Origin of the sequence: Qipengyuania sp. ASV99 (assembly GCF_047872805.1) — a bacterium.
Taxonomy (GTDB): Bacteria; Pseudomonadota; Alphaproteobacteria; order Sphingomonadales; family Sphingomonadaceae; genus Erythrobacter.
In genome coordinates this window covers 74,149-94,782 of record NZ_JBLQUK010000001.1, presented here as the reverse complement: position 1 = coordinate 94,782, position 20,634 = coordinate 74,149, and the positions used below count along the sequence as shown (strand labels likewise).

The following is a 20,634-nucleotide window of genomic DNA, read 5'->3' as shown; positions in this document are numbered from 1 at the left end:
AGCGTCGCCAGTCTTAAACAGCGACCGCGCGGCATGCGTCTATCGTCAATTCGAGCGAGCTTTCGCGGGCTTGGCTATCATAGGTTGAACCGCACAAGATGATTTCATCGGCACGGGTGCGGCGGATGAAGGCCTCGATATCGGCGCGCACCTTCTGCGGATTGCCGACCGCTGCCGCCTGACTCAGATGGTCAAGCATGGCGCGCGTTGGAGCAGGCAAATCAGCGGTGTAACCTGCGACTGGCGGCGGCAATTTGCCCGGATTCCCGCTCCGCAACGCGACGAAACTTTGCTGCTGGCTGGAGGCAAGCAGCTGCGCGGCTTGGTCGGTTTTGGCGGCAAAAACATTCATGGCGACCATCACATGCGGGCGTTCCAGTGCCGCCGATGGCTGAAAATCGCGGCGATACAATTCCAGTGCGGCATCCAGATGATCGGGCGCGAAATGCGCGGCGAAGGCATAAGGCATCCCTAGCTTGGCCGCGAGGCTTGCTCCGAACAGGCTCGACCCCAGCATCCACATTTCGACATTCGAACCCAGCCCCGGGGTTGCGGTGATTGGCAGTTCAACATCACCGGTCAGCAGCGCGCGCAATTCGAGCACGTCCTGCGGGAAATATTCCGACGCCTGATGCAAATCCTTGCGCAGCGCGCGCTGCAATTGCGGCCCGGCACCGGGCGCACGGCCCAGCCCAAGGTCGATTCTGCCCGGAAACAGCGCATCCAGAGTGCCGAATTGTTCGGCAATCTGGAACGGCGTGTGATTGGGCAGCATGATCCCGCCCGAACCGATGCGGATGCGGCTGGTCGCGTTGCCGATATGCGCGAGCACAACCGACGTCGCTCCTCCTGCAATCCCCTCCATTGCGTGGTGTTCGGCCACCCAAAAGCGCCTGCAGCCCAATTCCTCGGCCTTGCGCGCCAGATTTACGCTGGCCGCCAAGGCTTCGGACACAGTGCCGCCTTCGCGGACAGGGACCAGTTCAAGGACAGAGAATTGGACCATTATGATGCCTCTTCGGGCGTCGTCGCGGCGTCGGGCCCCAGTTGACCGAGGTAATCGCGGGCAATCTCAGCCGCTGCGCCATCCGGTTGCAGGTCGATCACCGATTGCCAGCTGGCCCGCGCCGCATCTTGGCGGCCGGAAAGCACCGCGATGACCCCGGCTTCCAGCCCTACTTGAGGTTCCATCGGGGTAAGCTGGCTGGCGCGCTCAATCGCGGTCTGCGCTTCACCTAGCCGTTCGAGCCGCCGCAGCAGGGTCGCTTTCAGCAGCCAGCCTTCCGCGACTTGCGGTTGCAAACTGGTTGCGGTTTCGAGCTGCGCCAGCGCTTCGTCAGCGCGGTCTTGGGCCACCAGTGCGCGCGCCAGATCGCTCGCGGCAATCGCCTGCATCGGCGCAGAGGCAGCGTTGACAGCATCGTCCTGAGCCACTCGCAGGATCACCTCGGCCCGGACGGGATCGCCGCTGGCCAGCGCGGCATTGCCCGCCATCGCGCCGAACCGGGCGCGCACGCGAAGCTCGTCTGCCGGGGTATCATCACGCGCCGCGCTAAAAGCTGCAATCGCATCGTCCCAAAGCGTCAGTTCGGTCGCTGCCAGGCCAAGGCAATGGTTGGCCAGCACCCGTTCTGCCCCCGCGCTCTCATTGCGCCGCAGCTGTGCCAGCGTATGCGCCCGCGCCGCGTCCTCGGCCACCAGCGCAAGGCATTGGGCCAGCCATTCGCTTTCAGCCGAACCTTCGATCCCGCCTGTTTCACGCGGCGGGCGCTCGCGCAGTTCGTCATGCCCGTCAGGCAGCGGGGTCGCCAACGGGTTGGGTCCGATCTGGAGCGCGGCAAGGAGCAGGGATTGAATCAGGGGCACGTGGCAATTCCGTAAGTATGAGTGGGTCCGTCAGTAGAAACTGGCGACCTGCGCCGTTAGCAGAGCAATGTCGCCGGCACGTGAGAGACGGTGATCGCCGTCCTTGACGAGGCAAACCTGTATATCGTCCGAACGCAGCGCCTGTGCCAGCCTTAGGCTGATCTCCCAAGGCACATCGGCATCGCGTTGACCGTGGAGCAGGCGCACCGGGCAATCAATCGCAATCGCGCTACCAAGCCGCATCTGACGCTCGGCATCGGCAAAGAAATGCGCGTGGGTCGGCGTCGGTTCTGCGCCATAGGGGTTATCTTCGTAGATCGTATTGCCTTTGGAAAGTTGCGTGCGCTGTTCCTCTGAATAGCCCCAACGGGTAAAGTCCGGTGCAGGCGCGATCCCGATCATTCCTTCCAGCCGTCCGCCCAGGGCCTCTGCCACCAGCAGCATCAGCCAACCTCCCATCGAAGAGCCGGTCAGCAGCACTGGCCCTTTAACCAGTGCGCCGACCAGCGTCAGCACTTCCTCGCGCCAACGCGACAGCGACCCCTCGGAAAATGCGCCCGAACTGTCTCCGCAACCCGAATAATCAAGCAGCAGGCAAGCGCGGTCCTTCGCCTCTGCCTCTTCGAACAACGCGGTCGCCTTGCCGCCCGCCATATCGGACATATAGCCAGGCAGGAACACCAGCGTCGGGCCATCTCCCTGACGATGACGATAGGCGATCCGGCGGCCATCGGGCATGTCATGAAAAGCAATTTCGTGCATTCGCGCCTTTTGCCTGCACCGATCCCACTTGTCACGGCTGTGCAACGCATGCGATCTATCGGATCGCCATGATCAAGCCAGAGACTGCGGCTCAGCCCGCTCCTTCGCCCACCGCTATCACCCGCCGCGGAATCTTCGCGCTTGCCGGAGCAGGGGCTGCGATGGCCGCAACACCGGCGAGCGCGCGGACATTTGGCAAGGGCTTTACGCATAGCGTCGCCAGCGGAGAGCCGCAGAGCAGCAGCGTGTTGCTTTGGACCCGCTATGTCGCCGATGCAGAAACCACGCTTGAATGGCAGGTCAGCGAGAGCGCGGAGTTTTCCGGCAGTGTGGCAGCCGGGCAGGTCAAGGCTTCACCGGACCGCGATTTCTGTGCCAAGGTTACTGCTGGCGGGCTCGCAGCCAATCGCTGGTATTTCTACCGCTTCATGGCGCCCGATGGCACTGCATCGCCAGTGGGCCGCACGCGCACGCTGCCAGCGGGGCCGACGCATAAATTCCGTCTCGCGGTGTTTTCCTGTGCCAATTTCGGGTTTGGCTATTTCAACGCCTATGCCCACGCGGCGCTGGCCAATGATTGCGACCTTGCGGTGCATCTGGGCGATTACATCTACGAATATGGCGGCGGCACTTATCCGTCGGCAGAGCAACGCCACCCGGATCGGATGGTGGCACCGGAAACCGAGATCGTGGCGCTCACCGATTACCGTTTGCGTTATGCGACATACCGCGCCGATCCCGATTTGCAGCGCATCCATCAGGTGCTGCCGATGGTCGCGGTCTGGGACGATCACGAAAGCACCAATGACAGCTGGAAAGACGGCGCGCAAAACCACCAGAGCGACACCGAAGGCGAATGGTCGGTGCGCAAATCTATCGCCAAGCGGGTTTACCGCGAATGGATGCCGGTTTCGGATGAGCCCTATGCTGCCTATGATATTGGCGACCTGGCGACCATCTTCCGGCTCGATACCAGGTTGGAGGGGCGCGACGAACAATTCAGCCTGACCAAGGTTCTCGAAGGCAAGGACAATCCGCAGGCCATGGTCGCAGCGTTGTCCGCATTCCGCGACGGGGATTACGCAGACCTGCAGCGCCAATTGCTGGGCGCGGCGCAGGAACAATGGTTGACCAGCGGGCTGGCAGAATCGCGCGCGCGCGGTGCCACCTGGCAGGTGCTGGCGCAGCAAGTGCTGATCGGGAAGGTTTCCTCTCCCCGGGGCCTGCTGCAAACTTTGGGCGATTCGGTCCCCGAATTTGCGCGCGCCCGATTGATGGCCGCCGCATTGGCGAGCGAGGCGGGCCTGCCGCTTAACATGGATGCGTGGGATGGTTATCCTGCGGCGCGTAACCGGGTGTTCAAAGGCGCGCTCGAAGCGGACGCCAATCTGCTGGTGCTCGCGGGTGACACGCATAATGGGTGGGCCTTTGACCTTACCCATGATGGTGCGCAGGTTGGCGTAGAATTTGGCGTCTCTTCGGTCAGTTCGCCGGGCTTCGAAAGCTACCTTGCAATGGTTCCGCCCGATCAGATGGCGGCCTTGTTGGTTGGCGCGAATGATGAACTCAAATGGGCAGACACAGCGCAGCGCGGTTACATGACGGTCGAATTGACACCGGAGCGAGCGGTGACAGAGTTCCGCTTTGTTGCCGGCATCCGCCAGCGTTCCACTCAGCTCGCGGGGACCAAGCGGGTCTCTAGCGAGGCCGGGTCGAAGACGCTCTCGGTCTGAAACATCAGTCGCGGCTGAAAATCGCCTCAATCGTTAGGCCGAAAACGTCGGCGATCTTGAAAGCCAGCGGTAGCGAAGGGTCATAGCGTCCCTTTTCGATCGCATTGACGCTCTGCCGGCTGACGCCGAGGCGTTCGGCAAGGTCCTGCTGCGACCAATCCCGTTCGGCGCGCAGCACCTTGAGGCGGTTGTTCATTGCGTAATGCCCCGCAGCCGAAACCAGTAATAGCTGGTCACCCAGCCGATCACCATGATCCCGATGATATTATCGCTGTCGAGTTCGGGCAGGCCAAGGGCCTTTTTGGCAATGATCCAGCCCAGATGAACCAACATGGTCGCCGCCAAGGCGACAAGCGCGGCATTGGCCATGATTTGAAAGGCGTATTCTTCAGTGCAACGCCGGTCGATGGCGGAGGCTGCGGCGACAATAACGCTCGCCGCCAGCGCCATTGCGGCCAACACTGCGCCTTTCGCCCAAGGTCCTATTTCGATCAGAACTGCGCGCGGCGCATCTATCTCTGCGACCATAACCAGCGCTGAGATGAATGGCAGAATCAGGAACCAGTCGAGATATTTGATGGCCATTTTCATAATGCTAAACCTGTGTTCGTAATTCCGGGAAATGGTGCGTTGCACCTCATGCTGCACCCCAAGTGCCATATTCGATGCGGTTGGCGATCGCGCCGACCCCAACTCCGAAAAACCAGATGACCGCGTACCAATAAGCATCGATATGCATCACCAGATCTGCCGCTTCGAGAAAGCCCCAGATTGATGCGGCACTTAGAGAGATTGCGGTGGCAATCAGCGTTTGCCGGATTGTCAGCATGCGCAGGAATTCGTCCTGCTCCTCGATAATCAGGCGTCCGATTGCCCAGAAAACGCCGATCACGGCCAGTCCAGGCAGTATTGCAACGATGTAGCGCACCGCTTCGGGCACCGCGGAACCTGCATCAAGAAGCTCCATCAGCGCAAAGGTTGCCAGATAGAGCGATGTCGAGATTGCCACGCGTTTGAGATAGCGCTTCTGGGCCGTGTTCTTGGGCGCGCATGATCCGTCACCGCTCGCTTGATTTTGCGCTGATTTATACAGCGCCCCGATCTGCAGAGCAGGCACGATGAGCAGAAGCATCAATATGCCCGTGCTCTCGATTGCACCAGTGATCTTCAATCCGGCGACGGCCGCTGTCGAGGCAAGGACCAACCCCAACCAGAATCCTGGCCCACGCCCTAGAAAGCCCGATCTACTGTGTTCTTGCGCGTTCACAGCAAACACCTGCGCCCGCACGAAAAATCGCTGTTCAGCGATCCCATGGCTGCGCCCGAAAGTCCGGCAACGACACCAAGGCTCGCGCTATCACTCATGCCCTGTGCCTGCATAACAAAGGCTGAGGCGAGGATGACACCGGCCCATGCAAGTGCCTTCAATATGTTGTTCATTAGACAGGCTCCCTTTCTACTATGGAGAAGACACTTGTCACTATCTCAGGCGAATGTCAAGCATACTTTCCAAAAAGAATAGTTAGCTTTCCGTTAGATGCTCATAGTCTATTGCACCTCGAGGGGGTCGGACCCAGATTGCGGTCGAAAGCGAAATCAAAAACCCGCAATCCCGGCCTTCCTGTGCGCGCGCGCATGTGGCAGTGCGCGTGACAATTCCTGTCCAAAAGTAGCGAACGCCTGAAAAATGACCGAACTTGTGAAAATCAGCCTGCCCGATGGCTCCGTGCGCGAAATGGAGCGAGGTAGCACTCCGGCCGATGTCGCCGCCGCGATCGGACCCGGCCTCGCCAAGGCGGCACTCGCCGCGCGCGTGGACGGCGAACTGCGCGACCTGAACCGCCCCTTCGAAGGCGATGCCGAACTTGCGCTCGTCACCGCCCGCGATGAGGCCGATGCGCTCGAACTCGCCCGCCATGACTATGCCCACGTGCTCGCCGAAGCGGTGCAGGCTTTGTGGCCGGGCACACAGATCACCTTTGGTCCGGCCACCGACGACGGGTTCTATTACGACGTTAAGGCGCCCGAGGGCCGCGAACCGTTCAGCATGGATGACCTCCCCGCCATCGAGGAGCAAATGCGCGCCATTATCCGCGCCGACAAGCCGCTGCGCCGCGAAGCGTGGAGCCGCGAGGCGTTGATCGCCAAGTGGGCGGCCGAAGGCGAAAGCTTCAAAGCCGAATGGGCCAAGGAACTGCCTGAGGGCGAGGAACTGACAGTCTATTGGAGCGGCGACGACTGGCTCGACATGTGCCGCGGCCCGCATCTGCCATCGACCGGGAAACTCGATCCCGATGCCTTCAAGCTGATGCGCGTCGCAGGCGCATATTGGCGCGGCGATCAGAACAATGCGCAGCTGACGCGCATCTACGGCACGGGCTGGCTTAACAAAAAGCAGTTGAACGCCCACCTCACGCGGCTGGAGGAAGCCGCCAAGCGCGACCACCGCAAGCTGGGGCGTGAGATGGATCTGTTCCACTTGCAGGAAGAGGCGCATGGCAGCGTGTTCTGGCACCCCAAGGGTTACCGCATCTGGCGCGAGCTCGAAGCCTATATGCGGCGCAAGATGGATGGTGCAGGCTACCGCGAGATCAAGACCCCGCAATTGATGGACGTGCGCCAGTGGGAGCAATCGGGCCATTGGGGCAAATATGCCCAGAACATGTTCGCAGTGCCCGACATGGTCCCCGAAGTCGACGAAAGCGACGGCGGGGCCCACCCCGCCGTTGTCGCAGATGCGGAATGGATGGCGCTGAAACCGATGAACTGTCCGGCGCATGTGCTGGTGTTCAAACAAGGCATCACCTCCTACCGCGATCTGCCGATCCGGCTGGGCGAAATGGGTTGCTGCCACCGCAACGAACCGCATGGCGCGCTGCACGGGCTGATGCGGGTGCGCCAGTTTACGCAGGATGACGCGCATATTTTTTGCACCGAACGCCAAGTGGTGGGCGAAGTGCAGGCCTTCCTCGCGCTGGCCGATTCGGTCTATCGCGATTTCGGCTTCACCTATGACATCAAGCTGGCGCTGCGGCCGGAGCAGCGGTTCGGCAGCGACGCCGATTGGGACAAGGCCGAACAGGAATTGCGCGATGCTTTGACCGCGAATGGCCTCGAATGGGAGGAACTGCCCGGCGAAGGCGCGTTCTATGCGCCCAAGCTGGAATGGCACCTGACCGACGCAATCGGGCGCACCTGGCAGGTCGGCACGATCCAGTCCGACCGCGTGCTGCCCGAACGGTTAGATGCGCATTACATCGGCGAGGATGGTGACAAGCACCGCCCGGTGATGCTCCACCGTGCGATCTTTGGCAGCTATGAACGCTTTATCGGCATATTGATCGAACATTATGCGGGCCGGCTGCCCACATGGCTCGCCCCGGTCCAGGCGGTGGTGGCGACGATCATCTCGGATGCCGACGAATACGGCAATATGGTCGCAACAAAGCTCAAGGCGGCAGGTATCCGGGTCGAAGCCGATCTGCGCAATGAAAAGATCAACTACAAGGTGCGCGAACACTCGCTTGCCAAGGTTCCGCACCTGCTGGTGATCGGCAAACGCGAGGCGGAAGAAGGCACGGTCGCGGTGCGCACTCTTGGCAAGCAGGTGCAGCGCGTTATGCCGCTGGATGAAGCGGTTGCAATGCTGATTGAAGCGGCTACGCCGCCCGATCAACGCGATTGACCCACTGCCGTAGATGGAAATCCTTGCGGCTTACACACCGGGGCAGATTGCAGCTGTGCTGATCGCCGCATTCGGCTCTGCGTTCGTACGTGGGCTTACCGGGTTCGGCATGGCGATCCTGCTGGTGCCTGTCCTCGCGCTGGCGCTGCCACCGGTCGAAGCTGTGCTGCTGGCGAATTTCCTGTCAATTTTCATTGGCATGTCGGAAATTCGGCGGCTGGTGCGCGGTGCGGAAAAGTCCGCCTGGATCATTTCCTTGATCGTGCTGGTGACCGCGCCGCTGGGTTTTATGGCGCTGTTCTGGACCTCTCCCGATGCGGCAAGGCTAACTATCGCATTGATCGCTTTTTGCGCCTTTTTGGTAATCCTCTTCCCGAGCAAGGCACACGGCAAACCGGGAGCGCTGGTCACCGGCGGCGTCGGCGTGATTAGCGGTCTAATGACAGGGTATGCCGGTATGCCCGGCCCTCCAGTTGTACCCTTTTACCTGATGCGCAATCTGCCGCGCGAAACCGCCAAGTCGAGCATGATGCTGATTTTCACGATCGCACCGTTTGCAGGGCTGGCTGCGGGCGCGATGATGGGTATTCTCGACTGGCGGTTGGCGGTGCTTGCTATCCTGCTGTTTCCCGCTGTGCTCGCGGGGAACGCGCTTGGCGACCGCGTATCGGGCCGGATATCTGATATGGCATGGAGCACAGCCGTTGGGTTGGTGCTAGCGGCGGCCACAATTGCCGCTTTCGTGCGGCTGATTTAACGCCATGCTGGGCTTTCCTATTGAGGCGGTCATTGTCGCCGGGCTCGCGGGCTTTGCAGCCGGGTTTGTGCGCGGGCTCGCCGGGTTTGGCCTTTCGGTTGTGCTGGTGCCGGTTTTGCAGCTTGCGATTGATCCGGCAGCGGCAGTGCTGGTAGGGATCGTGTCACTGTTCCTGATCGGCCTCACCGACATCGGGCGCATTCGCCGCGACGCGGATCGCTCTGTCTTGCCAATAGCGCTGATTGCGCTGGCTTCCATGCCGCTGGGATTGTGGGCGCTAACAGCGATCCCGGTCGGTTGGGCGAGGGTGCTTATTGCACTCGTCTCACTGGGCGCATTCGTGCTGGTGGTGGTCCCGCTGGGCAGGCTTACGTTGCCGCGCGTACCGGCGATGGCGTTGTCCGGGTTTGCCACGGGATTCTTCGGCGGCTTTGCCGGGATGCCCGGACCGGGAATGGCACCGTTCTATTTGCGCGGAAGGCTTACTCCCCTCGCCGCGCGCGCCTCGATGATGGCGATCTTTCTGGTGCTGACCCCTTTATCCGCGATCTTTTTCATTGCGCTGGGTGTCGGCGGCTGGCGCGAAACCGTGTTGGCGGCGGCGCTGTTTCCGCTGGTCTTGCTGGGGGACCTGCTCGGCCACCGCGCATTTGGCCGGGTCACCCCGATGCAATGGCAGGTCAGCACGGGACTGGTGTTGGCGGCCGCAGCGCTGGGTGCTGGTTGGAAGTTGCTTTAGCCGGGTAACTCAGAAAGGCAGAGGTCGTCCGGCGAGTATCAAGGCCGCGCTGCAGCCGAGCACGATAACCACGCGGGCCACTTCGGTCCGGGCCAGTTCGTTGAGGTTCAGTTGGGTAAGGAAAACAGCCATGGCTCTGCTCATGACTGCAGTCTTCGCGTGAAAATCCTAAAGGATCGTTAATTCCATCGGTCGAGTGCCGGCATTTGCTGGCTGGCGCAATGGAAACCGCCCCCGCCCGCCAGCACCGCAGTGCCCGAAAGTCCGATTGTCGCGCGGTCAGGAAACTGCTCGGCAATCGCGGCAACGCCGGCCTCGTCATGCTCAGAACCGAAGGTGGGCACCACCACCAGATGCGACGTGATGGCAAAGTTGACGTAACTCGCGGGCTCGACAATTTCCCTGCGCATAATCAGCCCGGGTGAAGGGATTGAGACGACCTCAACCCCGAAATCCTCGGCCCTGCGCGCGGCATCGGAATAGATCGCTGCATTGGGGTCATCCGCGCCGGTGGCTTTGGGAACAACGAGGCGATTGGGGCCAATGAAACGCGCAAGATTGTCGACATGGCCGTCGGTGTGATCGTTCACCAGCCCGTCGCCCAGCCACAGCACGCGGGTGAAGCCCAACATTTGCCGCAATTCCGCTTCGATCTGAGAGCGTGAAAGCGACGGGTTGCGATTGGGGTTGAGCAGGCATTGTTCGGTGATCGCCACCAATCCGGTCCCGTCCCCGTCAATGGCGCCCCCTTCGAGGATCATCGTGGATGTTTCTATCGGGAATCCCGCGTCTTGCGCCAGATCCACGCCTATGGTCTCATCACCTGGCATCAGATATTTGCCGCCCCAGCCATTGAAGCCAAAGCGCCGCGCCCCGACTTGTCCGGCATGATCCATTACGATCAACGGGCCGGTGTCGCGCAACCAGATGTCGCCATATATTCGGCGGTCAAGCTTAACGCCTTCGCTGACCAATGCCCGGGCCCGTGCCTCATTCGCATCATCGCGGACCAGCAAGCGCACCTCTTGCCCGCTATCCGCCACCGCATTGGCGAAGGCCGCAATCTGTTCCTGCGCCTGCTCAAGAAAGCCGGGCCATTCGTCGGCCAGATGCGGAAAGCCGATCCACAGCCAGTCCTGCGGCGCCCATTCGGGGGGCATCAGGGCGGCCATGGACCTGCTTTTTCCTTCAAGAGTCAGCTTAAGCGCTTCAACAACCAGCTTCGGAGCTCGCGCAGCTTTCATCGCGCACACCGCGAAACTCGTCGCCGTCATTCCAGTTCGGCCAGCTTGTGCTCATCGCCATGCTGCGTCCGATGCGGTAGAACAATTGCAGATCGGCCATCACACCGGACCAATCCCACTCTTCGTTGAATTCGTCCTTGGGACCGTGATAGCGGTTGTCGGTATAATCCTTTGCCACTGCAGCGCCCGCCTCGCGGCCGCCATCGATCAGGTCTTCGCCGCCATCGATGTAAAGCATCGGGACGCCCTGTTTGGCGAAGGCAAAGTGATCCGAGCGATAGTAATAGCCCGCCTCAGGCTTGGGATTGGGGGTTGCCACCCGGCCATCGGCAGCAAGCGCCGCGTCAAGGAACGCATCAAGCTGCGACTTGCCCGGCCCAACGACAGTCACGTCCTTGGCCGGTCCAGCCACCTGAAACGCGTCCATATTGATGCCGCCCACCGTCTGATCGAGCGGGAACACCGGGTTCGATGCATAATAATACGCGCCGAGCAAACCCGACTCCTCTGCGGTTACGGCCAGGAACACAAGGCTGCGGCGCGGCGCGCCAGCCTTTGCGTGAGCCTCCGCCAGCGCAACCAGTGCCGCAGTGCCGGTGGCGTTGTCGACCGCGCCGTTGCAGATGTTGTCGCCATCATCGGCAGGCGGATTGCAGGTGCCGAGGTGGTCCCAATGCGCGGTGTGCAGGACATATTCGTCTGGCGCTTCGCTGCCCGGAAGCACCCCGATCACGTTCTGCGAGGTGAAGCTGCGAAAGGTGCTTTCGAAACTGGTCGATGCGGTCATGCCCAGATCAACCGCTTCGAACCCTTCGGTTTTGGCTGCTGCGGTCAAAGCGTCAAGATCCTGACCAGCTGCGGCAAGAATTTCGCGGGCGACCTCTTTCTGCACCCAGCCATTCAAGCTGGTCAGCGGCGGCGCGTTTTCGCCGCGCTGCGGATAGGCCTGAGGACCGCCCCACGAACTTTCGACCACGTTCCATCCATAGCTGGCGGGATCGGTGTCGTGCACGATCAATGCCGCCGCAGCGCCCTGCCTTGCGGCCTCTTCGTATTTATAGCTCCAACGTCCGTAATAGGTCATCGCCTTGCCATTGAACGGGCCTTCGAGTCCTTCGGTCTCCCAGTCAGGATCATTGACCAGAATCACCACGGTCTTGCCCTTGACATCAACGCCTTCGTAATCGTTCCAGCCCTTTTCCGGGGCATTGATCCCATATCCGACGAACACCAGATCGCTGTTGGCAATCTGCGTCTGCGCGTCTTCGCGGTAGGTCACGGCGGTCCATTCGGTGCCGTAATCAAAGGCCAGATCGGTTTCGCCATTGGTGATGGTCAGCGGCGCGAAATTGGTGCCGGTGATCTCGATCAACGGCACCTCCTGCACCCAGCTGCCATTGTTGCCGGGCTGCAGCCCTGCCGCTTCAAACCGCTCAGTGAGCAGCGCGACAGTCAATTCCTCGCCTTTGGTGCCAGGCATTCGGCCGCCAAACTCATCGCTGGACAATTGCCGGGTGATGTCGATCATCGTCGCTTCGGACAACTCGCCCGCTTCAATCTCGGGGATGTCGAGCGCCGCCTCTGCCTCGCCCATTGGCAGCATCCCGTCGCAGCCAGCCAGCGCCAGCGCCCCGGCGGCCATTGCACCAAAGATGAATGCGCGTTTGATCATCGAAAGCTCCTCTTTCATTCCTGTTTGCGGACCTCTTCGCAGAGCTTCCCTTTGCTCGCAAGCCGCATGGTCAAAGTTGCAGGGTTGCGGGCAGGTCGGCTGGCGGTCAAAGACGGATGCGATGGAAATCTCCACTGCCCTTTCTGCCGCCGCGGACTGGACCGGCGCAATCGCGCGTGCGCAGGCCCATGCGCCGTTCCTAGCGCGGGCGCTTGAACGGCAACCGGAATTGCACGCGCTGCTGGCCAAAGGCGAAGGCGTGGCGGCGCTGGAATGGGCGCGGTTGCAGGGCGATGTTGGGGATGCCGACACCGGACTGAGGCGACACAGGCTGGGCGTTGCCTGCGCGTTGGCGATCGGCGATTTGGCAGGGGCATTTGCTCTACCACAAGTTCTGATCGCACTCAGCGCCTTTGCCGATTACGCACTCGACACCGCGATCCGCACGGCGATAGCAGAACGCACTGGCGAGGAGCGCACCGATGGCATGATCGCGCTGGCGCTGGGCAAGCAGGGCGCGAGCGAGCTCAATTATTCCTCCGATATCGACCCGATCCTGATCTATGATCCCGCAACACTCCCCCGCCGCCCCAGCGATGATCCGGGCGAAGCGGCGCAGAGATATGCGCGCCGGATCATCAAACTGCTGTCGGAGAACACCAGCGAAGGTTATGTCCTGCGGGTCGATCTGCGCCTGCGACCTGCGGCTGAGATCAGCCCGCTGGCGGTGCCCTATGGATCGGCATTGGCGCATTATCAGGGTCAGGCGCTGGCGTGGGAAAGGGCCGCGTTTATCCGCGCCCGCGCTGCCTCGGGCGACATTGCGGCGGGCCAGGAATTTCTGGTCAAGATCGCGCCCTTTGTCTGGCGTCATGCGCTCGATTTTGGCGCAATCGAGGAAATTCGCGCGCTCACTCTGATGATCCGCGAAAGTTACAAGGGCCCTGTGCGCCCGGGTCCGGGCTTTGATGTCAAACGCGGGCGCGGCGGCATTCGGGAGATCGAGTTTTTCGCGCAAACCCACCAGCTCATCCATGGTGGGCGCGATCCATCATTGCGCGTCAGGGGCACCCGCCCGGCGCTTGATGCGTTGGCCGCTGCGGGCCGGATCGGGACAGAACAGGCGCGCATTCTCGGCGAAGGCTATGACCGGCTAAGGGTCATCGAGCACCGGTTGCAGATGGTGGGCGACCGTCAGACGCACAGCCTGCCCGGCGGCGTAGCGCTCGACAATGTCGCGCAGCTTGATGGGATGCGGGATGGCGCGGCCCTCATCGCTGAGCTTGCTGAATTGACCCAGCGGACCGGAGCCATTTACGAAGATCTGATTGGTGAGGAGCAGCGCAATGTGCCAAGCGCTCCGCTGCCAACGCAGCAAGCGCAGACGCTGGCACAACTGGGCTTCAAGGAACCCGAAGCGCTCGCAGAACGGATCGAGGAATGGCGCGATGGGCGTTATGCGTCGATCCGCACTCCGCAGGCAAAGCATGCATTTGACCGGCTCTTGCCGACACTGCTTGATGCCTTTGCCGCGAGCGACGATCCGGCCCGCGCCATCACCCGCTGGCAAAGCATGATTGAGCGCACCCCATCGGCGATCAACCTGTTTCGATTGTTGGTCGCGCGCCCGGCAGTTCTGGACCGGCTGGTTGCGGCGCTTACATTGTCGCCGCTGCTTGCCGACGAATTGGGCCGCCGACCGGAATTGCTGGACGCCTTGATCGACCTTGAAGAGATCGATTTCTCGAACTTTTTCGAAACCAAGGTCCGGCAGATGCGCAGCGGCCCCGCGCGCGGCGATTATGAAGCGCAGCTTGACTGCATCAGACAGGTGACCAGCGAAGCGCGTTTTACGCTGGGGGTCGGGCTGATCGAGGCACAATATTCGCCCGTAGAAATCGGCGGCGCGCTCTCGGCGACGGCTGAGGCAGCGATTGCGGTTGCGGTAGAATCTGCATCGGACGAATTTGCGCAAACCCACGGCAGGATTCCGGGCGGCGAACTGGTGGTTCTGGGGCTGGGAAGGCTCGGCGGAGGGGCGCTGACCCATGCGTCTGATCTCGACATTGTTTACCTATTCACCGGGGATTTTGGCGTGCAATCGGATGGTCGTCGACCGCTTGGCGCGACGCTTTATTTCAACCGTCTTGCCAGCCGGGTCAGCGCCGCACTTTCGGTTCCAACCGCTCAAGGTGCGCTTTACGAAGTGGACACAAGGCTAAGGCCGCAGGGCAACCAAGGGCCATTGGCAGTGTCGATCGAGGCTTTCGGCAAATATCAGCGCGAAAGCGCATGGACGTGGGAACATATGGCGCTGACGCGGGCGCGGGTGCTGACCGGGTCTGATAAGGCACGCGCCGAGGTCGAGGCGATCATCGCCGATGTCCTCCACCGGGCACGCGACCACCGGGAACTGCGCCAGGCGGTGCTGACGATGCGCGGCGAAATGGCGCAGCACAAATCGCCGCGCGGTCCGCTCGACGTCAAATTGCTGCGCGGCGGGTTGGTCGACATCGAATTTCTGGTGCATTTCCTGCAATTGCGCGGTGCTGGCGAGCTGGCGGAACGCGCACCCGAAGCGTTGAGGCCGGATCTGGCGCGCGCCGTTTCTCGTCTCGCCGAACTGGGTCAGGTGGACAGATCCATCGTCGCTGCGCATGGTTTGATGAGCGATATGTTGATCGCTGGCCGGCTGCTTGCACCCGATTGTGCAGAGCCGCCGCCAGCCGGAGCAGCCGCGCTGGCGCGGGCTTGCCAGCGCCAAGGCTACGCGGAACTGATGCGCGATCTCACCGTTTCGCGCAAACATGTCGCGCGCATCTGGACCGGCATATTCGAACAGAAACTGGAGTTATGAACGATGAGCGATTATCCTGAAATCGGTGATGCCCTGCCTGATGTCGCGATGGAAACCCCCGATGGCGGCACTGTCAAGCCTTCGGATTTCCGGGGCAAGAAGCTGGTGATTTTCTTCTATCCCAAGGACAACACGCCCGGCTGCACGACCGAGGCAAAGGATTTCTCCGCGCTCAAGAGTGACTTTGACGCAGCAGGCACCGCGCTGCTCGGCATAAGCAAGGACAGCGCAAAGAAACATCAGAACTTCATCGCCAAGCATGATTTGACCGTCCCGCTTGCCACTGATTCGGAAGAAGGCGGGCTGTCCGACGCGCTCGGCATCTGGACCGAAAAACAGATGTATGGGAAAACCTATCTCGGCATGGTCCGCACGACCTATCTTGTGGATGCCGATGGCAAAATCGCGCGCATGTGGGGCAAGGTGAAGGTCAAAGGCCACGCCGAAGAGGTGCTCGCCGCTGCCAAGGCACTCTGAGCCTCAGCCATGCAAACCGCTGCTTCCGCCATCCGCGCCGCGCTGCTGACCGGCGACCCACGCGCCAAATGCTTTGCCGCGCGCGACGTGGCGCGGCGCTGGCGCATGGGGCGACTTGCGGAAGAATTTGACGTGGCGATGCCCGATGAGCCCGCGCGGCCCGAGGCCCCGGAATTGCTCGACCCAAGCCAGATGCCCCGGCGCGGCAAGTTCGGTTCAGAGCGCGGGCGGATCGCACTTTGGCACAGTCTGGCGCATATTGAATTTGTGGCGATCGATCTGGCGCTCGACATGGCCGGGCGTTTCGGCGCGCAAATGGGGACGGAATTTGTCTCCGATTTCCTTGCCGTCGCCGCCGATGAAGCGATGCATTTCGCGCTGCTCGCCCGCAAGTTGGAGCGGCTCGGCAGCCATTACGGGGCGCTCCCTGCGCATGGCGGCCTATGGGAGGCGGCGGATGATACGCGCGGCGACGTTGCGGCCCGGCTTGCGGTGGTGCCGATGGTGCTGGAGGCGCGCGGACTCGACGTAACCCCCGCCACGTTGGACCGCGCCCGCGCAGCCGGCGATGAACATGGCGCAAGAATCCTCGAACGCATTCTTGACGACGAGATTCGTCATGTCGGATTCGGCACCAAGCATTTTGTAAAGCTTGCCAAGGCGCGCGGGGAGATTCCCGAAATCTTCTGGAAATCCTTGGTTCGCACGCATTTCAGAGGCCCGGTTAAGCCGCCATTTAACAACTCAGCGCGTCTTGCAGCCGGTCTATCGCGGGACTTTTATGAAGATGTTGCGGTTTAACGAATCGCAGCGATAACCCCTGTCTGTAACGAAGAGGGACGTCAGAGCCCTGTTGAACCAAGTAAGGCGCTTGCCGCCGGACAGGACCGGGTCAGTATGAATACGCTTAAACGGCGTCCCATTTCCAAGCTTGCCGCCGCTATATGCGCTGCGGCGGCTGTGATCGCAGCAAGCCCGGCATCTGCCAATGCTTCTGCCAATTCCGCCACCAGCGCCGACATTGCCGAACCCGTTCGTGATGTGCAGGAAAACGAGCTGGAAACAGGCGATGTGCGGTTTCGTGAATTGTTTGCGCGCTGGTCTGCATTGGACAGCGCCGCTCCTCAGCCTTCGGGCACTGTTCCTGCTATCCTTGAACCCTCGACGATCTCGATTCCTTCGCGGATGCCGCTTGATGGTGCGCGGATGAGCAGCGGATATGGCATGCGCGACCATCCGGTTCTGCGCCAGCGCCGCCGCCATAATGGCGTCGATCTTGCTGCGCCGATGGGCACTCCGGTCTATGCAACTGCCGACGGAATCGTGGGCCGCGCCGATTGGTTTTCAAGCTACGGCCTTTACATCAGCCTTGATCACGGTGCCGATCTGGAAACCCGCTATGCGCATCTTTCGCGGCTTGCCGTCGCCGCCGGTGAACGCGTCCACAAAGGTGACATTATTGGCTATGTCGGTTCGACCGGCCGCTCAACCGGCCCGCACCTCCATTATGAGGTCCGCGTTGATGGGCTTGCAGTAAATCCGATTCCCTATATGCTGGAAAGCGAAGAGCATGCCCGGATGGCAACCAGCAGTGCTGATTTGCTCCCCGGACGCCGCAGGGCCGGTGCCGCAGGCGGTCCGTAAGCTGCTTCTGAATTTTTGACCCGCATTTGCGGGTGCCGAGTTACCCGCCTGGAAGCGGGTCGGACATTGGAGAGGGTGTCCGAGTCTGGGCGGCGGGTTTACCCGCCGCCTTTTTTTGCGCCTGCGCGGTTCGCGCAGCAATGCGATCTCCTAGTCATTTTCGCTTGAGTGATGGCCGCGCTGCGCTAGCTTTGCGTGCGAGAGATAGCAGGGGTAGCCCGCTTCCCGGTTCGGGGGGTCAGGCGCGGCTCCTGAAACGGAGAGAACCATGAGCCTGCACCCAATCGCGCATGCCGCGAACCGTCCCGATCACCCTGCTGTCATCATGGCGGCCAGCGGTAAGCAGATGACTTACCGGGAAATGGATGGGGCCGCGAACCGCTTTGCGCAATTGCTGCGCGGACGCGGATTGGCGGCTGACGATGCCTTTGCGGTGCTGCTGGAAAACCGCATCGAATATTTCACTCTGGTTTGGGGATCGCAGCGGGCTGGCACTTTGCTGGTGCCCATCTCGACCCGGCTGACCGCGCCGGAAATCACCTATATCCTGCGGGACAGCGGTGCGAGGCTGCTGATAACGTCACCGGCGTTTGCCCATATCATGCCGGATATACGCGCCCATTGCCCGGATCTCGAAGTGCTGATCACCGATGGCGGGGGTGAGGCTGATTTCAACGCTGCGCTGATCAGCCATCCCGCGCATCCGATTGCGGATCAACGCGCCGGGGCGATCATGCTCTACAGTTCGGGCACGACCGGGCGGCCCAAGGGGATTCGCCCTGCGCCGCCCGAAAATCCCGATCCTCAGGCGGTCATCCCGTTCATCGGCCTGGCCACTATGGGGGCCGGGATGCCGGCCGACGGTTCGATGATCTATCTGTCGCCCGCCCCGCTTTACCACGCCGCTCCGCTCGCCTGGTGCGGGGCAGCGCAGCGGCTTGGGGCCACTCTGGTGGTGATGGAAAAATTCGAACCCGAAGCCGCGCTTCAGGCGATCGCGACTTACAAGATCACTGACAGCCAGTGGGTGCCGACGCATTTCGTGCGCTTTCTCAAACTCGATCCGGCGATCCGCAGCAAATATGATCTGTCGAGCCATCAGCGTGCGCTGCATGCCGCAGCCCCCTGCCCGGTCCCGATCAAGCGCGAGATGATCGAATGGTGGGGCCCGATCGTGAATGAATATTACGCCGGAAGCGAAGGCATCGGCATGACCATGATCGGGTCACAAGACTGGCTCGCCCACCCCGGCTCTGTGGGGCGGGCGATCTATGGCACGGTGCATGTCTGCGGCCCCGATGGCGAAGAGGTTGCAGCGGGCGAGGACGGCCTGATCTATTTCGAGAATGCGCTGCTGCCGACCTATCATAACGACCCTGACAAGACCGCTGAGGCCATGCATCCCAAAGGATGGATGACGTTGGGCGATATTGGGCATGTCGATGCCGATGGCTTTCTGTTCCTGACCGACCGCAAGAGCCACATGATCATCTCGGGCGGGGTGAATATATATCCGCAGGAGATCGAAAACCTGCTGATTACTCATGATAAAGTGATGGATGCTGCCGTAATCGGTGCACCATGTCCCGATCTGGGCGAAAAGGTCGTCGCGGTGGTGCAGCCCATCGACATGGCGGATGCAGGCGAAGCCTTTGAAGCGGAATTGCGCGAATTCCTTGCGCCGCGCCTTTCAAAGATAAAGATGCCCAAGCTGTTCGATTTCCGCCCGGAATTGCCGCGCGAGGCCAATGGCAAACTCTACAAGCGCGAATTGCGCGATGAATTTGCGGCAAAGGCGAAAGCTGACGCCGCATGAGCGGCGACACCGTATTGTCCGGCGATCTTGCGCGGGCGGTGATCGATCCGCACGCTTATGCCGAGTGGAACGGGCTGCTCGACACGTTTGACCACATTCGCGCCGCTACTCCGGTGGTGAAGGTGCAGCCCGATATGCCCGGTCTGTTCGATCCCTTCTGGCTCGTCACCAGCTACGATGACGTGATGCGCATTTCGAAGGATAATGCGACGTTCCTCAACAATCCGCGTCCTGTGGTGTTCTCTTTCAATCAGGCGATAGAGTTTTCCCGCGCGGCGACCGGATCGAACATGTTGGTCGATTCGCTGGTGGTGTTTGACGCGCCAATCCACCCGAAATACCGCAAGCTGACGCAGGACTGGTTCATGCCGCGTAACCTTGGGCGGATAGAGGCGGAAATCCGCAACCTGGCGCAGCAGACCATAGACCGGATGATTGCAGCAGGGCCGGAACTGGATTTCGTGAAAGAAGTGGCCGGACCTTATCCGCTGCGGGTCGTGATGCAGATCCTGGGCGTGCCCGAAACCGACGAGCCGCGCATGCAGATGCTCACCCAGCAATTGTTCGGTGGGCAGGACAAGGATCTGTCGGGCACCGGGCTCGACCAGATGACCCCCGAACAGGTGGTGCAATTGGTCGCGGGTGCGGTCAAAAGCTTCGAAGATTACTTCGCCGCGCTTGCCGAAGAACGCCGCGCCAATCCGACAGAAGATGTGGCCAGCGTGATCGCCAATGCTCTGGTTGATGGCCAGCCACTGCCTCCGCGCGACATGGCGGGATATTACATCATCGTCGCCACCGCCGGGCATGACACGACCTCGGCCAGCACAGCAGGCGCGATGCAGGCGCTGGCGAGCGACCCGGAGCAATGGGCGCGGGTCAAAGCCGACCGTTCACTGTTGCCCGGTATCGTCGAGGAAGCAATCCGATGGACCAGCCCGGTGCAGCACTTCATGCGCACCGCAGCTCATGATGTCGAATTGGGCGGGCAGCAGGTGAAAGCCGGCGACTGGCTGATGATGAATTATGTCGCGGCCAACCACGATCCGGCGCAATTCCCAGACCCGCGCCGATTCGACGCCGCGCGTTCGCCCAACCGGCACCTGGCGTTTGGGGCGGGCGCGCATCAGTGCCTCGGCCTGCATCTGGCGCGGCTGGAGATGCGGATTCTGTTTGAGGCCGTGCTTGACCGGATTGATGCCGTCGAGCTTTCTGGAAAGGCCAAACGCGCGACAAGCACATTTGTCGGCGGCCTGAAAACACTGCCGCTCAAAATGACACCGGCATGATTGGTCGCCAAAAATCGGATTTGATTAGTCCGTTTCCGCTATTGTTTTTGCCGCTTTTGCCCTAGTTTTGAAGGCGTGGAATTTATCAATCGC

Annotated in this window: 20 protein-coding genes; 10 read left to right on the top strand and 10 right to left on the bottom strand. The window is 61.3% G+C overall.

Annotation, left to right across the window (positions count from 1 at the left end):
- Window positions 1–13: 13 nt before the first annotated feature.
- The 3 genes from ACM64M_RS00440 to ACM64M_RS00430 are packed head-to-tail and all read right to left on the bottom strand — an operon-like array spanning window position 14 to window position 2,628.
- A complete protein-coding gene (locus tag ACM64M_RS00440; RefSeq protein ID WP_416226672.1) occupies window positions 14–1,006 on the bottom strand; it encodes an LLM class flavin-dependent oxidoreductase in 993 nt (330 codons plus the stop codon).
- A complete protein-coding gene (locus ACM64M_RS00435) occupies window positions 1,006–1,866 on the bottom strand; it encodes a tetratricopeptide repeat protein (protein WP_416226671.1) in 861 nt (286 codons plus the stop codon). The genes ACM64M_RS00440 and ACM64M_RS00435 overlap by 1 nt, the downstream gene beginning before the upstream one ends.
- A gap of 30 nt (window positions 1,867–1,896) precedes the next feature.
- The gene (locus tag ACM64M_RS00430) at window positions 1,897–2,628 is read right to left on the bottom strand and encodes an alpha/beta fold hydrolase (RefSeq protein ID WP_416226670.1); all 732 of its coding nucleotides are present in this window, start codon (window positions 2,626–2,628) and stop codon (window positions 1,897–1,899) included.
- Window positions 2,629–2,696: 68 nt separating this feature from the next.
- On the opposite strand from ACM64M_RS00430, the gene ACM64M_RS00425 reads away from it, so the two are divergent.
- Entirely contained in the window at window positions 2,697–4,361 is a 1,665-nt protein-coding gene (locus ACM64M_RS00425; protein WP_416226669.1) for an alkaline phosphatase D family protein, read from the top strand.
- A 4-nt stretch (window positions 4,362–4,365) separates the two neighbouring features.
- Here ACM64M_RS00425 and ACM64M_RS00420 read toward each other — a convergent pair whose 3' ends face one another.
- From ACM64M_RS00420 to ACM64M_RS00405, 4 genes are all read right to left on the bottom strand, one after another.
- Window positions 4,366–4,557: a helix-turn-helix transcriptional regulator gene (locus tag ACM64M_RS00420; RefSeq protein ID WP_354325935.1), complete on the bottom strand. Its 192-nt coding sequence runs from the start codon at window positions 4,555–4,557 to the stop codon at window positions 4,366–4,368.
- Window positions 4,554–4,946: a hypothetical protein gene (locus tag ACM64M_RS00415; protein WP_416226668.1), complete on the bottom strand. Its 393-nt coding sequence runs from the start codon at window positions 4,944–4,946 to the stop codon at window positions 4,554–4,556. Before ACM64M_RS00415 ends, ACM64M_RS00420 begins: the two co-directional genes overlap by 4 nt.
- Before the next feature lie 52 nt (window positions 4,947–4,998).
- Window positions 4,999–5,493, bottom strand: coding sequence for a hypothetical protein (locus tag ACM64M_RS00410; protein ID WP_416226667.1), 495 nt, complete (start codon window positions 5,491–5,493; stop codon window positions 4,999–5,001).
- Window positions 5,494–5,624: 131 nt separating this feature from the next.
- Window positions 5,625–5,801, bottom strand: coding sequence for a hypothetical protein (locus ACM64M_RS00405; protein ID WP_416226666.1), 177 nt, complete (start codon window positions 5,799–5,801; stop codon window positions 5,625–5,627).
- A gap of 247 nt (window positions 5,802–6,048) precedes the next feature.
- Here ACM64M_RS00405 and thrS point away from each other — a divergent pair, with 247 nt between their 5' ends.
- The 3 genes from thrS to ACM64M_RS00390 are packed head-to-tail and all read left to right on the top strand — an operon-like array spanning window position 6,049 to window position 9,542.
- A complete protein-coding gene (thrS, locus tag ACM64M_RS00400; protein WP_416226665.1) occupies window positions 6,049–8,046 on the top strand; it encodes a threonine--tRNA ligase in 1,998 nt (665 codons plus the stop codon).
- A gap of 13 nt (window positions 8,047–8,059) precedes the next feature.
- On the top strand, window positions 8,060–8,803 hold the full coding sequence (locus ACM64M_RS00395) for a TSUP family transporter (protein ID WP_416226664.1): 744 nt from the start codon (window positions 8,060–8,062) through the stop codon (window positions 8,801–8,803).
- 4 nt (window positions 8,804–8,807) lie between these two features.
- Window positions 8,808–9,542 carry a sulfite exporter TauE/SafE family protein gene (locus tag ACM64M_RS00390; protein WP_416226663.1) on the top strand — a complete coding sequence of 245 codons (735 nt, stop codon included), beginning with the start codon at window positions 8,808–8,810 and terminating at the stop codon, window positions 9,540–9,542.
- 9 nt (window positions 9,543–9,551) lie between these two features.
- On the opposite strand, the gene ACM64M_RS00385 is transcribed toward ACM64M_RS00390, so the two are convergent.
- From ACM64M_RS00385 to ACM64M_RS00375, 3 genes are read right to left on the bottom strand one after another with little or no spacing between them, the layout of a single operon-like run.
- Window positions 9,552–9,674 carry a hypothetical protein gene (locus ACM64M_RS00385; protein WP_416226662.1) on the bottom strand — a complete coding sequence of 41 codons (123 nt, stop codon included), beginning with the start codon at window positions 9,672–9,674 and terminating at the stop codon, window positions 9,552–9,554.
- Window positions 9,675–9,721: 47 nt separating this feature from the next.
- Window positions 9,722–10,714, bottom strand: coding sequence for an agmatine deiminase family protein (locus ACM64M_RS00380; RefSeq protein WP_416226661.1), 993 nt, complete (start codon window positions 10,712–10,714; stop codon window positions 9,722–9,724).
- Between the two features lie 37 nt (window positions 10,715–10,751).
- Entirely contained in the window at window positions 10,752–12,458 is a 1,707-nt protein-coding gene (locus ACM64M_RS00375) for a M28 family metallopeptidase (protein WP_416226660.1), read from the bottom strand.
- A gap of 121 nt (window positions 12,459–12,579) precedes the next feature.
- On the opposite strand from ACM64M_RS00375, the gene glnE reads away from it, so the two are divergent.
- The 6 genes from glnE to ACM64M_RS00345 all read left to right on the top strand — a co-directional run bounded on the left by glnE (window position 12,580) and on the right by ACM64M_RS00345 (window position 20,541).
- Window positions 12,580–15,315, top strand: a complete 2,736-nt coding sequence (glnE, locus tag ACM64M_RS00370; protein WP_416226659.1) for a bifunctional [glutamate--ammonia ligase]-adenylyl-L-tyrosine phosphorylase/[glutamate--ammonia-ligase] adenylyltransferase — start codon at window positions 12,580–12,582, stop codon at window positions 15,313–15,315.
- A gap of 3 nt (window positions 15,316–15,318) precedes the next feature.
- Entirely contained in the window at window positions 15,319–15,792 is a 474-nt protein-coding gene (locus ACM64M_RS00365) for a peroxiredoxin (protein WP_416226658.1), read from the top strand.
- Window positions 15,793–15,801: 9 nt separating this feature from the next.
- Window positions 15,802–16,593: a ferritin-like domain-containing protein gene (locus ACM64M_RS00360; RefSeq protein WP_416226657.1), complete on the top strand. Its 792-nt coding sequence runs from the start codon at window positions 15,802–15,804 to the stop codon at window positions 16,591–16,593.
- A 96-nt stretch (window positions 16,594–16,689) separates the two neighbouring features.
- Window positions 16,690–17,436, top strand: coding sequence for a M23 family metallopeptidase (locus tag ACM64M_RS00355; RefSeq protein WP_416226656.1), 747 nt, complete (start codon window positions 16,690–16,692; stop codon window positions 17,434–17,436).
- A gap of 268 nt (window positions 17,437–17,704) precedes the next feature.
- A complete protein-coding gene (locus tag ACM64M_RS00350) occupies window positions 17,705–19,252 on the top strand; it encodes an acyl-CoA synthetase (protein WP_416226655.1) in 1,548 nt (515 codons plus the stop codon).
- Window positions 19,249–20,541, top strand: coding sequence for a cytochrome P450 (locus ACM64M_RS00345; RefSeq protein WP_416226654.1), 1,293 nt, complete (start codon window positions 19,249–19,251; stop codon window positions 20,539–20,541). The genes ACM64M_RS00350 and ACM64M_RS00345 overlap by 4 nt, the downstream gene beginning before the upstream one ends.
- Window positions 20,542–20,634: the final 93 nt, after the last annotated feature.